Source organism: Arthrobacter sp. zg-Y40 (assembly GCF_020731535.1).
Taxonomy (GTDB): Bacteria; Actinomycetota; Actinomycetes; order Actinomycetales; family Micrococcaceae; genus Arthrobacter_B.
Genome location: NZ_JAJFZS010000013.1, coordinates 122,107 through 137,198, shown reverse-complemented (window position 1 = coordinate 137,198; position 15,092 = coordinate 122,107). Strand labels below are relative to the sequence as shown.

General features: G+C 64.9%; 13 protein-coding genes. 7 read left to right on the top strand and 6 right to left on the bottom strand.

From position 1 onward, the window contains the following. Nucleotides 1-56: 56 nt before the first annotated feature. The gene (locus tag LJ754_RS13730; RefSeq protein WP_227927006.1) at nucleotides 57-1,472 is read right to left on the bottom strand and encodes an MFS transporter; all 1,416 of its coding nucleotides are present in this window, start codon (nucleotides 1,470-1,472) and stop codon (nucleotides 57-59) included. Nucleotides 1,473-1,651: 179 nt separating this feature from the next. Beyond that, on the bottom strand, nucleotides 1,652-3,058 hold the full coding sequence (locus tag LJ754_RS13725; protein WP_227914180.1) for an NAD(P)H-quinone dehydrogenase: 1,407 nt from the start codon (nucleotides 3,056-3,058) through the stop codon (nucleotides 1,652-1,654). Nucleotides 3,059-3,149: 91 nt separating this feature from the next. Between LJ754_RS13725 and LJ754_RS13720 the strand changes: the two genes are divergently transcribed. The 3 genes from LJ754_RS13720 to LJ754_RS13710 are packed head-to-tail and all read left to right on the top strand — an operon-like array spanning nucleotide 3,150 to nucleotide 6,308. Beyond that, entirely contained in the window at nucleotides 3,150-3,950 is an 801-nt protein-coding gene (locus LJ754_RS13720) for a purine-nucleoside phosphorylase (RefSeq protein ID WP_227914179.1), read from the top strand. 34 nt (nucleotides 3,951-3,984) lie between these two features. Further along, complete coding sequence (locus LJ754_RS13715; RefSeq protein ID WP_227927005.1) at nucleotides 3,985-5,736, top strand: phospho-sugar mutase; 1,752 nt, start codon at nucleotides 3,985-3,987, stop codon at nucleotides 5,734-5,736. 17 nt (nucleotides 5,737-5,753) lie between these two features. Then, nucleotides 5,754-6,308, top strand: coding sequence for a dihydrofolate reductase family protein (locus LJ754_RS13710; RefSeq protein ID WP_227927004.1), 555 nt, complete (start codon nucleotides 5,754-5,756; stop codon nucleotides 6,306-6,308). A 38-nt stretch (nucleotides 6,309-6,346) separates the two neighbouring features. Here LJ754_RS13710 and LJ754_RS13705 read toward each other — a convergent pair whose 3' ends face one another. The 3 genes from LJ754_RS13705 to LJ754_RS13695 form a co-directional block, all read right to left on the bottom strand. Further along, nucleotides 6,347-7,921: a putative bifunctional diguanylate cyclase/phosphodiesterase gene (locus LJ754_RS13705; protein WP_227927003.1), complete on the bottom strand. Its 1,575-nt coding sequence runs from the start codon at nucleotides 7,919-7,921 to the stop codon at nucleotides 6,347-6,349. Then, complete coding sequence (locus LJ754_RS13700; protein WP_227927002.1) at nucleotides 7,921-8,325, bottom strand: DUF7793 family protein; 405 nt, start codon at nucleotides 8,323-8,325, stop codon at nucleotides 7,921-7,923. Before LJ754_RS13700 ends, LJ754_RS13705 begins: the two co-directional genes overlap by 1 nt. Before the next feature lie 168 nt (nucleotides 8,326-8,493). Continuing rightward, on the bottom strand, nucleotides 8,494-9,522 hold the full coding sequence (locus tag LJ754_RS13695; protein WP_227927001.1) for a hypothetical protein: 1,029 nt from the start codon (nucleotides 9,520-9,522) through the stop codon (nucleotides 8,494-8,496). 156 nt (nucleotides 9,523-9,678) lie between these two features. On the opposite strand from LJ754_RS13695, the gene LJ754_RS13690 reads away from it, so the two are divergent. The 4 genes from LJ754_RS13690 to LJ754_RS13675 all read left to right on the top strand — a co-directional run bounded on the left by LJ754_RS13690 (nucleotide 9,679) and on the right by LJ754_RS13675 (nucleotide 11,241). Continuing rightward, nucleotides 9,679-9,822 carry a hypothetical protein gene (locus LJ754_RS13690; protein ID WP_227914173.1) on the top strand — a complete coding sequence of 48 codons (144 nt, stop codon included), beginning with the start codon at nucleotides 9,679-9,681 and terminating at the stop codon, nucleotides 9,820-9,822. Nucleotides 9,823-9,950: 128 nt separating this feature from the next. Further along, the gene (deoC, locus tag LJ754_RS13685) at nucleotides 9,951-10,625 is read left to right on the top strand and encodes a deoxyribose-phosphate aldolase (RefSeq protein WP_227927000.1); all 675 of its coding nucleotides are present in this window, start codon (nucleotides 9,951-9,953) and stop codon (nucleotides 10,623-10,625) included. A 40-nt stretch (nucleotides 10,626-10,665) separates the two neighbouring features. Next, nucleotides 10,666-10,917 (top strand): hypothetical protein, encoded by a 252-nt coding sequence (locus LJ754_RS13680; protein ID WP_227914171.1) that lies wholly within the window; start codon nucleotides 10,666-10,668, stop codon nucleotides 10,915-10,917. Between the two features lie 186 nt (nucleotides 10,918-11,103). Next, on the top strand, nucleotides 11,104-11,241 hold the full coding sequence (locus LJ754_RS13675) for a hypothetical protein (protein ID WP_227914170.1): 138 nt from the start codon (nucleotides 11,104-11,106) through the stop codon (nucleotides 11,239-11,241). 25 nt (nucleotides 11,242-11,266) lie between these two features. Here LJ754_RS13675 and mfd read toward each other — a convergent pair whose 3' ends face one another. Further along, nucleotides 11,267-14,866 carry a transcription-repair coupling factor gene (gene mfd / locus LJ754_RS13670; RefSeq protein WP_227926999.1) on the bottom strand — a complete coding sequence of 1,200 codons (3,600 nt, stop codon included), beginning with the start codon at nucleotides 14,864-14,866 and terminating at the stop codon, nucleotides 11,267-11,269. Between the last annotated feature and the right edge of the window lie 226 nt (nucleotides 14,867-15,092).

Genomic DNA, 15,092 nt, shown 5'->3' with positions numbered 1-15,092 from the left:
CCCTGGGGGAACCGGGCCTTTGCCCTGCCGCCGAACAGCTGCCGGCCGTAGCCTGCCTAGCGGACCTTCACGGCCTCACTGGTGTTGTTCTCGTAGTCGACGTCGCGGGTTTCCTTCGTGACAAACAGTGCCACCAGGGTCAGCACCGCCATGGAACTGAGGTAGATACCCACCAGCCACGGGCTGCCGTCTGCGGCCTGCCACAGGGCGACGGCGATGAACGGTGCCACGGCCGCACCCAGGATCGAGGAGACGTTGTAGGCAATGGCGGAGCCGGTGTAACGGACGTTGGTCGGGAACAGTTCCGGCAGCATGGCGCCCATCGGACCGAAGGTGAGTCCCATCAGGGTGAAGCCGATGATCAGCAGGGTCATGACCCCCACGGTGCCGCCGGAGAACAGCGGCGAGAAGGTGAAGCCGAAAAGGAAGATTCCCGCGGTCACGGTCAGCAGGGTCTTGCGGCGGCCGAACTTCTCCGCCAGCGGCCCGGCCACCAGGGTGAAGATTCCGAAGAACACGACGCCCACAATCAGCATGATCAGGAAGTCGTTGCGGGCATAGCCCAGGCCCGCCGAGAAGGTCTCGGGGTCGAAGGCTTTATTGGCTTTCTCGGCGGCGGCGCGTGCCGCCTCTTCCGTCTTCGCCGCAGTGCCGTAGGTGAGGGTGAAGGTAGTCATCAGGTAGAAGAGGACATAGGTGGCCAGCATGATGAAGGTGCCGGCAATCATCTGCCGCCAGCTGAAGCGGAACGCCCGTCCCAGCGGCAGCTTGCTCACTTCGCCGGAGTCCACGGCCTTCTGGAACGCCGGGGTTTCCACCAGCTTCAACCGCACGTACAGGCCGATGATGACCATGACGGCGCTGGCCAGGAACGGCACGCGCCAGCCCCACTGGTCGAACTGTTCGGGGGTGAGCTGGAAGCTCAGCAGCAGGAACAACCCGTTGGCGAGAATGAAGCCGATGGGAGCGCCCAGCTGCGGGAATGTTCCCCAGACGGCGCGCTTGTTGGCCGGTGCGTTCTCGGTCGCCAGCAGGGCAGCGCCGCTCCACTCCCCGCCAAGGGCCAGGCCCTGGGCGAAGCGCATCACAACCAGCAGCGCCGGCGCCAGGATGACCCACCCGTCCTTGGCCTCGGGCAGGCACCCGATCAGGAAGGTGGCAATGCCCATGGTCAGCAGCGAGGCCACCAGGGTCCCCTTGCGGCCGACTTTGTCTCCGAAATGCCCGAAGATGATCGACCCCAGCGGGCGGGCAATAAAGGCCACCCCGAAGACGGCAAACGAGCTCAGCAGGGCTGTGGCGCCTTCCGCGTTCGGGAAGAACAGCCGGGGAAAGACCAGGACGGCAGCCGTGGCGTAAACGTAGAAGTCGTAGAACTCAATGGACGTGCCGATCAGGCTGGCAACGATCACGCGGCTCTTCGAATTGGCCTTGGCCGGCACCGCTTCCGCAGAACGATTCGTAGTAGGCATTGGGAGTCTTTCGCAAGAGGAATTGAAGTATCCACATCGTAGGCAAAGGCGTCCGTTATCTGAGATTCGATTCCAAATAGTGGACAATGTTTCGGCGTTTGTCATATTCCGGGCACAAAAAACCCGCGCCCGCGGTCGGAACACTCCGCCGCGGACGCGGGATGGGGAAGCGTAAAACGCTACATATGTACGTGCAGGCGCCGAGCCGCCTCGGAAATGGAGCCGGTGAGCGAGGGGTAAACCGTGAAGGTGTTCGCCAGGTCATCCACGTGCAGCTTCTGCGTCACGGCAAGCGCGATGGGGAAGATCAGCTCGGAAGCACGCGGACCCACAACCACACCGCCGATCACGGTGCCGGAGCCCTTGCGGGAAATGATCTTTACGAAGCCTTCCTTGACGTCCATCATCTTGGCCCGCGCATTGGTGTGCAGCGAGAGCTTGATGACGTCGCCCTGGTAGCGGCCCTCGGCAACGTCCGCTTCGGAAACGCCCACGGACGCGATTTCCGGTGACGTGAAGATATTTGAGGCAACCTGCTTGAGCTTCAGCGGCTTCACGCCGTCGCCCATCAGGTGCGCCACGGCGATGCGGCCCTGCATGGCGGCCACGGACGCCAGGTTGAAGACGCCGGTGCAGTCGCCAGCGGCATACACGTTCGGCGCCGTGGTGCGGGAGACGCCGTCGACCTTGATCTGGCCGCGGTCATCCAGCTGCACCCCGGCCTCTTCCAGGCCGATGCCGGCGGTGTTGGGAATGGCGCCCACGGCCACCAGGCAGTGGCTGCCTTCCACGGTGCGGCCGTCGGAAAGGGTGACCAGCACGCCGTCGCCGGTATTCTTCACCGAATCGGCGCGGGAACGGCTGAGCACCGTCATGCCGCGGGCCTGGAACACGTCTTCCAGTACGACGGCGGCATCCGCGTCCTCACCCGGCAGCACCCGGTCGCGGCTGGAGATGAGCGTGACCTTGGTGCCCAGGCCGTTGTAGGCGCTGGCGAACTCGGCTCCGGTCACGCCGGAACCAATGACAATCAGGTGTTCGGGCACCTCGGTGAGGTTGTAGATCTGCTTCCAGGTAAAGATGCGTTCACCGTCGGGCAGGGAGGTGTCCAGCTCGCGGGGGTTGGCGCCGGTGGCGATCAGCAGGGCCTCGGCCTCGACGGTTTCGACCGTGCCGTCGTCGGCCGTGACCTCAATGGTGGTGTTGTTCAGCAGCCGGCCGGCACCGATCTTTACCTTCACGCCCACGCGTTCGAGCGTGCGGCGGATGTCATTGGACTGTTCCTTGGCCAGCGCCAGCAGGCGGTGGTTGACTACCTTGAGGTCAGCGAAGACCGGGCTGGCAATATCGCCGAATTCAACGCCCAGGTTCCGGGCGGCGGTCATGCGGGTCATCACATCGGCGGTGGCGATGAGGGTCTTGGAGGGAACGACGTCGGTGAGCACCGCAGAGCCACCCAGTCCCTGCCGCTCGACAATGGTTACGTCCGCCCCGAGGGATGCGGCCACCAGGGCGGCCTCGTAGCCGCCGGGGCCACCTCCGAGGATGGCAATTTTCCGGGCAGTGAAATCTAGTTGGCTCGTCACAAGGCTCTATTGTGTCCCATCCCGTGACGGCGCTCAAACGGCGCCGCCGGCCCCGCACCCGGCCAACGTGTGAAGACGGTAGGTTGTAGGTGTGACTAACGACCCATTTGAACTTGCCCAGCAGGCCGCCGACTACATTGCCGAGCACACCGGTGTGCCCTCCCATGACATTGCCCTGGTTCTCGGCAGCGGCTGGGGGGAAGCAGCGGAGCTCATCGGCGAGACCACTGCCACCCTCTCCGCCTCCGACATCCCCGGCTTCTCCGCCCCTGCCGTCCAGGGCCACGTCGGCACCATCCGTTCGGTGCTCACTCCCGACGGCAAGCGTGCCCTGGTCCTGGGCGCACGCACCCATTACTACGAGGGCAAGGGAGTACGCGCCGTCGTGCACGGTGTGCGTACCGCAGCCGCCGCCGGCGCCAAGGTCATGGTCCTGACCAACGGCTGCGGCGGCCTGAACCCGGCCTGGCAGCCCGGCACCCCGGTGCTCATCAGCGACCACATCAACCTCACGGCCACCTCCCCGCTGGAGGGGGCAACGTTTGTGGACCTCACCAATCTGTACTCCCCGCGCCTGCGGGAGGTGGCCCGCAGCGTGGATCCCACCTTGGACGAGGGCGTTTACGCGCAGTTCACCGGCCCGCACTACGAAACCCCGGCCGAGGTCCGATACGCCAAGACCATCGGCGCAGACCTGGTGGGCATGTCCACCGCACTGGAAGCCATTGCTGCCCGGCACGCCGGCATGGAGGTCTTCGGCATCTCCCTGGTCACCAACCTCGCCGCGGGCATCAGCCCGGTGGCCCTGAGCCACCAGGAGGTGCTGGAAGCCGGGCAGGCCGCCGGCCCCCGCATCTCCAAGCTGCTCGCCGAAATCATCAACCGGATCTAGCGGCGCTCCGCCGTTGCCCAGCAAGGTACACATCATGACTATGAATTCCGTTGAACTGGATGAACTCGTTGCCGCAGCAAAAGCATGGGCAGCGAGTGACCCCGACACCGATACCGCGGCGGAACTGCGCGCCGTGCTCCGCGCTTTGGAAACCAACGACGCCGAAGCGGCCGACGACCTGGCCGACCGGTTTGCCGGCACGCTGGAATTCGGCACCGCGGGGCTGCGGGCGGAACTGGGCGCCGGTCCCATGCGGATGAACCGGGTGGTGGTACGCCGCACGGCTGCGGGCATCGCGTCCTTCCTGCAGGACACCGCCGGGGACAACTGGACCCCCAGCGCCGTGATTGGCTACGACGCGCGGCACAAGTCCCGGGACTTCGCGCTGGAAACCGCTGCGGTGTTCGGCGCTGCCGGCATCGAGACGTTCCTGCTTCCCTGCACCCTGCCCACGCCGCTGCTGGCCTATGCCGTACGCGCCCTGGACACCGACGCCGGAGTGATGGTTACCGCCAGCCACAATCCGGCCCGGGACAATGGCTACAAGGTGTACCTGGGCGGCCGCACGGTCAAGGGGCCGGGACGCGGCGCCCAGATTGTCACGCCGTACGACGCCGAGATCGCGGCGCGGATCGATTACACCGCGCCGCTGGACTCAATCGAGCTGGCACCGGACGGCTACACCGAGGTCTCCGAATCCCTCGTGGCTGACTACATCGGCGCTGTGGACGGGCTGATGCACCCCGAAGGCTACCCCGAGCGGGACCTGGACATTGTGCTGACACCCATGCACGGCGTCGGCGGCGAAACCATGACGTCGGTGCTGCGCGGAGCCGGGTTCACCTCGGTGGCGCTGGTGGCCGCGCAGGCGCTGCCGGACCCGGATTTCCCCACCGTAGCCTTCCCCAACCCCGAGGAACCCGGCGCGCTGGACCTGGCCCTGGAACTGGCCGTCGAGCGGAATGCGGATCTGGTCCTGGCCAATGACCCCGACGCCGACCGCGCCGCCGTCGCCGCCAAGGACCCGGCCACGGGTGAATGGCGGATGCTGCGCGGCGACGAAGTGGGGGCCCTGCTCGGCCGCCATATCTCCCGCCGGATCGCTGCGGGACGGTGGAAGGTCCGCGGCGAAAAGAGCCGTAAAGGCGTGGTCTTCGCCAACTCCATCGTGTCCTCCCGCCTGCTGGCCCGGGTCGCCGAAGCGGCCGGGTTTGAGCACCAGGAGACCCTCACCGGTTTCAAGTGGATCTCGCGGGTGCCGAAGCTGACCTACGGCTACGAAGAGGCCCTGGGTTACTGCGTGGCTCCCGGACTGGTGCGGGACAAGGACGGCATCTCCGCCGGTGTGCTGATTGCCGAGCTGGCCGCGTCGCTAAAGGCCGCCGGCCGGACCCTCTTCGATGAGCTCGACGACCTTGCCCTGACCCACGGCCTGCACCAGAGCGACCAGCTCTCCGTCCGGGTGGACAACCTCGGCCTGCTGACCGAGATGATGCAGCGCCTGCGCGAACACCCGCCCGTGTCTTTTGCCGGCTCCGAGGTGGAATCCGTCGTCGACCTTTCCCTGGGCGACGCGGGCCTGCCGCCCACCGACGGACTGCGGTACATTACCCGGGACAACACTAGGGTCATCATCCGCCCCAGTGGAACCGAGCCAAAGCTCAAGTGCTACCTCGAGGTAATTGAGCCGGTGGCTTCGGCCGAGGAGCTGCCGGCCGCCCGTGCCAAGGCACGCGCTGCGCTGGACGCCGTGCTGGCGGATGTACGGACGGCCCTGGGACTCTAACTAAGCGGGAGACCGGCATGGGACGGCTGATCTACACAGGCATTACCTCGTTGGATGGCTACATTGCGGACGAGTCCGGGTCCTTTGACTGGAGCATGCCCGACGAAGAGGTGCACCGCTTCGTCAACGGACTGGACCGCAACATGCGGACGTTTCTGCTGGGGCGTCAGCTGTACGAGGTGATGGCGTACTGGGATTCCGTGCCGCCGAACGAGCCCGAAGCCATCCAGGAGTATGCCCGGATCTGGCAGGCGGCGGACAAAGTGGTGTATTCCCGCTCCCTCACGGAACTGGATGCACCGCGCACACGGCTGGAGCACAATTTCGACCCCGACGCCGTACGGACCCTCGTTGAGGCGTCCGACGGCGACGTCTCGGTGGGCGGAGCGGCCCTCGCCGCGCAGGCGCTGCAGGCCGGCTTGGTGGACGAGGTGCAGCAGCTGCTCTCCCCCGTGATCATCGGCGGCGGCAAGCGTTTCCTGCCGGCCGGGCTCCGCCTGGACCTGGAGCTGGTGGAGGAACAGCGCTTCGGCAATGGTGTGGTGTTCCTCCACTACCGGGTGCAGAAGTAAGCCCGGGCGGCGGAGGGCGCTTGGCCGGCGGCGTGCAGTCAGGCGAGCAGTTCGGTGGCCAGGGGCAGACGACTGCCGCTGGCCAGCAGAGTTCCCACCTGCTCAGCCGACAGCGGGCGGCTGAAGAAGTAGCCCTGCGCGCTGGAGCAGCCCATCTGGCGCAGGAGGCGGGCCTGGTCACGGGTTTCAATGCCCTCAAAGACGGCTTCCATCCCGGCCGCCTGAATGAGGCGGTGCACGGCGTCCACGAATTTCAACTGGCCTTCGTCCCGGCTGATGGTGGCAATCAGGGCCCGGTCCACCTTGACGGTGGCCACGGGCAGTCGCCGCAGGTAGCTGATGGAGGAATACCCGGTTCCGAAGTCGTCGATTTCCAGCCGTACTCCCAGTGCCTTGAGTGACTTCATGGAGTACGTCTCCACGTCTCCGCTGCCTACAAACGCACTCTCGGTGATTTCCAGGACCAGATCCCGCGGAGCTGCTCCCGTTTCCCGCAGCTGGGCGCGGACGTAGTCCACCAGGTCCATGCTCTGCAACTCAGACGGGGAGACGTTGACCCGGATGTGGAACCCGTCCTGGTCGTTTCCGGCGGCCCGCCAAGCCGCCAACTGCTCGAGGGAAGACCGCAGCACCCAGCGGCCTATGCCCCCAATGGCGCCGCACTCCTCAGCCAGGGGGATAAAAGCGTCCGGCATGATCAGTCCCTGTGTGGGATGCTGCCAGCGCAGCAGGACCTCAACGCCTTGCATCCGCCCGCTGGCCAGGTCCACCACCGGCTGGTAGTCCAGCCGGAATTCGTTGCGTTCCACGGCGTTGCGCAGTTCGGACACCATGTCCCGGCGCAGCTGCCGGGCATACAGCATGACCGGTTCGAAGGCCCGGACCATCCCGGGGCCCTCATCCTTCGCGATATACATTGCGGTGTCGGCACGCAGGAGGAGATCGGTGGCGGACTGTCCTGCTTCGGCCAGGTGAACCCCGATGCTGGCCCGCGGCCACACATCCAGTTCTTCCACCTCGGTACGGATGCTCAGTGCCTCCTGAAGCCGCTCTGCCGCTGCACGGGCGGACAAACGATTCACGCGCGGCAGCAGGATTGCAAATTCGTCCCCGCCGAGCCGGGCCACGGTGCTCCTCGGCGGCACCGCGCGGAGCAGCCGCACGGCAACCTCCTGAAGGACGCGGTCCCCCGCGTTGTGGCCGAAGCTGTCGTTGATGTCTTTGAACCCATCGAGATCGATCATCAACATTGCAGGCGCAGGCTCCGCACCGTTCCACTCGCTCAACGCATCTTCGGTTACCTGCATCAGCGCCAGCCGGTTTGCGACGCCGGTGAGCGGATCCGAGAGTGCCATGTGCTGCATCTGGGCATGGGCCTCCCGCAATTCCTCGGTGCGGTTTTCCACGCGCTGCTCAAAGTCGCGGTAGATGTCATCCAGCTCTGCGGCCAGCAGGTTAATACCGGTGCTGACCGCGTCCACCTGGTCACGGGCAGCCGATATGGGAATCCGGGCAGACAGATCGCCGGCGGCAATGCTGACAATGCCCTCCACGATCTTGTTCAACCGGGCGTCGTTATATGCCGAGGGTGCTGCCTGATCTTGATCCGCCATCACGAGGCGAACCGTTCCAGCCAGATCAGGGCGTCCGCCTCGGAGGAGAAATAACGGGTGGGGCAGGGCTGGACTTCCCCGCCCAGAAGGAAGTTGGCGATAACGCGGTCAACCGGTGAAACACCGATGACGGCGACGGCGGAGAGGGAGCGCGCAGCACTGAATACCTCCCGGGCACCCCGGGTGATGGATTCGACACCGGACAGGGTCAGGAGCAACGGCAACTTACCGCTGCTGGCCATCCTGATGATGTTCTCGGCCGCAATCTCGGCCATGGTGCCCGTCACAACCTCGCCCGGCGGCAGCTCAAGCACCAGGTGACCCTCCTCGGACAGATGAACGTCCATGGATCCGGGCGCGGGCGGGTACTGCACCGTTGTCGGGTGCCCCTCGTATCTAGCCATGTTTCCCCCAAGTCGCCGCGCGGGACCTCTATGCAGCGGTATGCCTCGCCGTATTGGAATAACTGATAGCGCCGCCGCCGGTAGTTCGGAGACCGTGCTTGTATTGTGCGCCTTCAATGCTTAAATATCGAGTTCCTGTGGTTGTGTTGCACCCTATTTCGAAGACGCCTACTGTTCGCGGGCTGCTTCCATGGTGTCAATGAATGTGCGGACTTGGAACGCACGCTCGGCGGCGCCGGTTTCCAGGAAGATCTGCTCGCTTTCCAGCGCGAGTTTGAGCGCCTCGCCCCTTCGGCCCGCCTGCAGCAGGCACCCACTGAGCAGCTGAAGGGACTGGGCCCGAATATACGGGAACATCTCCTTGGTTTGGGCCACAACCTCACGGAGCTTGTTCTCTGCGACCTCCAAGTTCCCTGACGCGTATTCCCAATGGGCGCGTGCCAAGAGGATTTCCACCTTGTCCGCAACGTTGCCGCCCACAACCGAAATAGCAACCTCTGCCCGTTCAACACATTCAAGTGTCGCGCTGTTTATGAGACCTGCTTCAAGGCGCATATTGGCAGCAGCCTTGTTAAAGAGTGCCCACAGATTCACGTCGCCGATACGAACGAGGTCGATTGCCGCTCGGTCGTGGTACTCCTGTCCCTCGGTGATTCGCCCGGACATAAAGCCGGCATTTCCGATGGCCCAATAAGCCATGCCGCGATCCCTTACGCCCGATTCCGGGCCAACCAGGGTATCCATTACGAGTGCTTCCCGCCACGCTTCTTCTGATTCACCCTTCTCAGCGAGGGTGGAAACGATGGAATGCTGGAGTACCAAACGGAGCTGTCCCGACTCATCCGGAACCAGACTTGCGGCTTCTTCGGCAGCGATGAACGCTCGATCACTCGCACCGCTGTTCTGCAGTGCGTGGGCAAGCAGCGTCCGGGCCTGGGCTACCAACTCAGGGTATTCAGTTATGGCAGGATGCTTCACGAGTTCCTCAATGGTGCGAATGCAGTCGTCCATTCGTCCCAGTGCGTACTGAAAATGAGCGATATTGAAAGATGACCGGTGAAACGCCCACTTGTCGCCGTCACTTAGGGCTGCATCGCGGGCAATTACGGAGTATTCAATTGCCTTTGCGTAGTCATGCTCGGCCTTGGCCTGCTGTGCTCGATGCTCGTTGACTATAACGACTGGATTCTGTTCCAACGCTGCAGGCCTCTTTCAGTGGTCAAGGTCCAACGGTTACATAAAATATTTGCTCAGCATTCACCAAAGAAGGCGCGCCGCACATCAATTGGATCCTAAGCATAGCTACACTCCAATTGTCCCACCCTGAATGAACTTTCCCCCAAGGAGCACTCCATGAAAAAACTTGGTGCAGCAGCACTATTGGCCGCTGTCCTCCTCGGAGCGGGCGCGGCCGCGCCGGCTTCGGCTGCCACTGTATCGGCCGCTCCGGGCAGCACTCATGTACAGCTGATGGGCAACTGGCCCGGCTACTACTAAAAACGAACCGCTCTAAACGGCCGGGCGCCTGATTTCGGGGGCCCGGCCGTTTATTTTTCCCGGGCTCCGAGAGACTCCCGTTGCATTCCCGCGGCTTTCCACCACTGCCCCTGTGGCAAGATAGATCCATGCCTACCCCCATTGCCTCGTACATTGATCACACGCTCCTGAAGCCCGAGGCCGGCCGCGAGGACATCCTGCGGGTCTGCGCCGAAGCCGTCGAATACCAGTTCAAGTCGGTATGCGTGAACCCGCTCTGGGTAGGTACCGTCCGCAACGCCCTGAAGGGCAGCGGCGTGCTGACCTGCTCGGTGATCGGGTTCCCCCTGGGTGCCACCACCACCGAGGTCAAGGTCTTCGAAGCCCAGGGTGCACTGCAGGACGGCGCCGACGAAATCGACATGGTCATCGACATTGCCGCAGCACGCCGCAACGACCGCGCCGCGCTGGTCCGCGACATCGCCGCCGTCGCCGACGCCGTCCACGCCGCCGGCGGCATCCTGAAGGTCATCATCGAAACTTCCCTGCTCACCGACGAGCAGAAGGTCCTGGCCTGCGAAGCATCGGTTGACGCCGGCGCTGATTTCGTCAAGACCTCCACCGGCTTCAACGGCGGCGGAGCAACGGTGGAAGACATTGCGTTGATGCGCCGCACGGTCGGTCCCGACCTGGGCGTAAAGGCCTCCGGCGGCGTCCGTTCCGCCGAAGATGCGCAGGCTTTGATCGACGCCGGGGCCACGCGTATCGGAGCGAGCTCCGGAATCGCTATTGTTAATGGAAGCAAAGCCACGTCGGACTACTGACCCGCAACGCTACTGAACACTTTTTGAAACGGAGAACTCCATGGTTGGAACACGGTCAAAGCAGCCGACACACTCAGGCGAGGGTCACCTGGTCAGCAACATCCTTACCTTCGTAGTGATGTTTGCGGTCTTCCTCGGCGCCATCTTCTCACTGAACTGGCTGAGCCTGGACAACGTCTGGCCCATGGCCATCCTGCTGGTTGCCGCCTGCGGCATGTACTTCGTGGCCTTCACCATCGGGCGTTCGGACACCACCACCGAACTGGCAAAGGGCTACTCCCACAACGAGTAGGTCCGGCACCACACAGCACCACACCAGCGATGCACCCGAGGCCACCGGCCCGGGTGCATCGCTCGCTTAACACCGCAGGCTGCCCGCAGCAGCGGGACCGCGGCCGGGGAAACTGAGTAGCGGCCCGGGGCAAGCAGGTAGCCCTTACTCTTAGCGCACGCATGAAGCGCTCCCTAGATTCGCTGCATGACTACCATGATGACCCGCAGGGAATGGCGCCGGGACCGGGCCCGGCAGCAGCGCATCACCTTCATTGGCTACGCGGTCCTGGTCTCCTGCCTGGTGGCCGCCGCCGCACTCTTCCTGGTCGCCGTGACCGGCTGACCGCCCCGGGAGCCCCGGGGAGCCCCTACTCCTTGAAAACGGCGTCCAGCACCTGCTTGGCCCACGCCAGTATTTCGGCATCCATCAGGTCCCGTCCGCCAATCCGCGCTGTCTTCGGCTTCGGCACGAGCACCGCGTTCAGGGCCGGCTTGACCTGCGCCCCCGGGTACATCCGCTGCAGCCGCATCACGCGTGATTCCGGCAGGTCGGCAGGGGCGAACTTGATGAAGTTGCCCTGCAGCGCAACGTCGGTCAGCCCGGCTTCCCGCGCGTCCACCCGGAACCGGGCCACATCGATGAGGTTCTTCACTTCCTGCGGCGGCTCGCCGTAGCGGTCCACCAGTTCGGCCAGGACCTCATCGATCCCCTCGTTGGTCAGTGCGGAAGCCAGCTTGCGGTAGGCCTCCAGCCGCAGCCGCTCCCCCGGCACATACTCGTGGGGCAGATGGGCGTTGACCGGCAGCTCGATCTTCATCTCGGCGGCCTTCTGCTCAGCCTCGCCGCGGTAATCGGCCACAGCTTCGCCCACCAGCCGGATGTACAGATCAAAACCAACACCGGCTATGTGCCCGGACTGTTCCCCGCCCAGCAGGTTGCCGGCGCCGCGGATTTCCAGGTCCTTCATTGCCAGCTGCATGCCGGCGCCCAGTTCGTTGTGAGTGGCCACTGCCTTGAGGCGTTCAAGCGCCACCTCGCCCAGCGGCTTCTCGGACGGGTAGAGGAAGTAGGCGTAGGCCCGCTCCCGGCCGCGGCCCACCCGCCCGCGCAGCTGATGCAGCTGGGACAAGCCGAAGTGGTCTGCCCGGTCCACGATCAGCGTGTTGGCGTTGGAGATGTCCAGGCCGGTCTCGATGATGGTGGTGCACACCAGCACGTCAAAGCGCTTCTCCCAGAAGTCCACAATGATCTGTTCAAGCTTCGACTCGCTCATCTGGCCGTGCGCGACGGCGATCCTCGCCTCCGGCACCAGCTCCTGGAGGTGCGCGGCGGTCCGGTCGATGGAGGACACCCGGTTGTGCACAAAGAAGACCTGCCCTTCACGCATCAGCTCCCGGCGGATGGCGGCGGAAGCCTGCTTGTCCGTGTACGGACCCACGTAGGTCAGCACCGGGTGCCGTTCCTCCGGCGGGGTCGCGAGGGTGGAGGTCTCCCGGATCCCGGTCAGGGACATTTCCAGGGTGCGGGGAATCGGGGTGGCGCTCATGGCCAGCACATCCACGTTGGTGCGCATCTTCTTCAGCGCTTCCTTGTGCTCCACGCCGAAACGCTGCTCCTCATCCACGATCACCAGGCCCAGGTCCTTGAACTGGACCTCCTGGGAAAGCAGGCGGTGGGTGCCGATCACTACGTCCACCGAACCGTTTTTGACGCCCTCAATGGTGGCCTTGGCCTGCTTGGCGGTCTGGAACCGGGAGAGCGAATCCACCCGGACCGGGAAGCCGGAGAAGCGTTCGGCGAACGTTTCCATGTGCTGCTGGGCCAGCAGCGTGGTGGGCACCAGCACCGCCACCTGCTTGCCGTCCTGCACCGCCTTGAACGCCGCCCGAACCGCGATTTCCGTTTTGCCGTAGCCCACGTCGCCGGACACCAGGCGGTCCATGGGCACTTCGCGCTCCATGTCCGCCTTGACCTCGTTGATGGTGGTCAGCTGGTCCGGCGTTTCCACGTAGGGGAAGGCTTCCTCCAGCTCCCGCTGCCAGGGGGTGTCCGGGCCGAAGGCGTGGCCCCTGGAGGCCATTCGGGCCGAGTACAGCCGGATCAGTTCCCCGGCGATCTCCTTGACGGCCTTCCGGGCCCGGCTCTTGGTCTTGGCCCAGTCAGAGCCGCCCATCTTGGACAGCACCGGGGTTTCGCCGCCAACATAGCGGGTGATCTGGTCCAGCTGGTCTGTGGGGACAAACAGCCGGTCCCCCGGAGCGCCGCGCTTGGAGGAGGCGTATTCCAGCACCATGTACTCGCGTACGGTCTTGTTGGCGCCGGCTCCGGTGGCGCGCTGGATCAGTTCAATGAACTTGCCGACGCCGTGCTGTTCGTGGACCACAAAGTCGCCCTCGTGCAACTGCAGCGGGTCCACGGCGTTGCGCCGCTTGGAGGGCATCTTGCGCATGTCGCGCGTGGAATATGCGCTGGCCCGGCCCAGCAGATCGGCTTCCGTGAGGAGCCCGGTCTTGAGCGTGTCGAAGACGTATCCGCGGCCGGCGCTGGCCGTGGTGATGGCGATGACGCCGGGGCGCGGTTCGGTGTCCACGGACTCCACCAGGGCGGCGGGGATGTCATTCTCGCGGAACAGTTCGGCCAGCCGTGCTGCCGGCCCGGGGCCTTCGGTGACGACGACGACGCGCCACATGTCGCGCACGCGGCCGCCAATGAAGTCCATCATCTCGGCCACATCGCCCTGGTAGCCGCGCGGTTCGCGGGCGTTGATTGTCAGCGTGTCGATATCCAGCACTGTTTCGTCGTCCGGGTTAAAGGACGTGATGGACCACCAAGCCACACTGTTGGCGTGCGCAGCGGTGCGCGTTTCGGCCAGGGAACGGAAGCTGGCGGCGTTCAGGTCCGCCGTGAGTCCTGCGGACAGGTCCAGCGGCGCCGAGCCGCCGTCGGAGGCCGTGGCCCACGCCGCGGCAAGGAATTCCTCGTTGGTGGCGGCCAGGTCATGGGCGCGGGCACGGACCTTTTCGGGTTCAATCACCACGGCAATCGAGCCGGCGGGCAGCTCTCCCATCAGGGGAACCATCCGGTCCACCAGGACCGGTGCGAGGGATTCCATACCCTCCACGGCAATACCGCCGGCGATCTTCTCCAGCATGTCCGCCGCTGCGGGCATCTGGTCCTTGAGTTTCGCGGCCCGGCTCATCACTGAGGGAGTGATCAGGATTTCGCGGCAGGGAGGAGCGTAAAGCTCGCTGGGGTGGGTGATGTGCTCACCTGACAGGCTGCGCTGGTCGGCGACGGCGAACCAGCGCATCGAATCCACTTCGTCGCCGAAGAAATCAATGCGGATGGGGTGGTCCTCGGTAGGCGGGAAAACATCCAGGATGCCGCCGCGCACCGCGAACTCACCGCGGTGGGAGACCATGTCAACCCGGGCGTAGGCCGCCTCGGACAGTGCGGTGACCACGGAGTCGAAGGGCTGCTCCTGCCCCACCTTCAGGGCGACCGGCTTCAGCTCCCCCAAGCCTGCCACCAGCGGCTGGACAACGGCACGCACCGGCGCCACCACAACCTGCACGGGAGCGGTTTCCGGATGGGCCAGCCTGCGGAGGACGGACAGCCTGCGTCCCACCGTGTCCGAGCGGGGCGAAAGCCGTTCGTGCGGGAGCGTCTCCCAGCTCGGGAACTCCTCGATGCCCGCCAGCGGAAGGTAGCTGCGCAGCGCAGCGGCCAGGTCCTCAGCCTCACGCCCCGTGGCGGTCACGGCCAGCACCACCGGGGGCACGCCGTCGCCGGCCCCCGAGGCGGCCAGGCCGTCCACAACTTCGGCCAGCAGCGCCGCGCGCATGCCCTGCGGCGCACCGATCTGCAGGTCCTCACTGCGGTTTGCGGGCGACCGGGAGGAAAGGGTGCGCACCCGGGCGTAGGACGGGTCCTCGGCGAGGGCGGCACGCAGTCCGTTCAGGCTCATGGGGGTGTTTTCTCCTTCACGACGCAACGCAAATACCCGAAGTTCACAGACGGAACCCCGGGGTTTTCTTCCACCCTACCCGCTGCCTGGGGGCTCCGGCGCACCTGTCGCTGAGAGCGGAAAGACGGTTTTCCGGCCCTGCGCTCCCCATCGAATCCGTTGCTGGATTTTCCTTGTGCGCCCTGCGACGCTTGAAAGGCACTGGCGTCACTGCAGTTCCCCACAG

Excerpts from the sequence above, each read along its gene's own strand:
- LJ754_RS13675 (WP_227914170.1), top strand. The coding sequence starts at position 11,104 with ATGACTACCATGATGACCCGCAGGGAATGGCGCCGGGACCGGGCCCGG.
- LJ754_RS13700 (WP_227927002.1), bottom strand. The coding sequence starts at position 8,325 with ATGGCTAGATACGAGGGGCACCCGACAACGGTGCAGTACCCGCCCGCG.
- LJ754_RS13680 (WP_227914171.1), top strand. The coding sequence starts at position 10,666 with ATGGTTGGAACACGGTCAAAGCAGCCGACACACTCAGGCGAGGGTCAC.
- LJ754_RS13710 (WP_227927004.1), top strand. The coding sequence starts at position 5,754 with ATGGGACGGCTGATCTACACAGGCATTACCTCGTTGGATGGCTACATT.
- LJ754_RS13715 (WP_227927005.1), top strand. The coding sequence starts at position 3,985 with ATGACTATGAATTCCGTTGAACTGGATGAACTCGTTGCCGCAGCAAAA.
- deoC (WP_227927000.1), top strand. The coding sequence starts at position 9,951 with ATGCCTACCCCCATTGCCTCGTACATTGATCACACGCTCCTGAAGCCC.
- LJ754_RS13705 (WP_227927003.1), bottom strand. The coding sequence starts at position 7,921 with ATGGCGGATCAAGATCAGGCAGCACCCTCGGCATATAACGACGCCCGG.
- LJ754_RS13690 (WP_227914173.1), top strand. The coding sequence starts at position 9,679 with ATGAAAAAACTTGGTGCAGCAGCACTATTGGCCGCTGTCCTCCTCGGA.
- mfd (WP_227926999.1), bottom strand. The coding sequence starts at position 14,866 with ATGAGCCTGAACGGACTGCGTGCCGCCCTCGCCGAGGACCCGTCCTAC.
- LJ754_RS13730 (WP_227927006.1), bottom strand. The coding sequence starts at position 1,472 with ATGCCTACTACGAATCGTTCTGCGGAAGCGGTGCCGGCCAAGGCCAAT.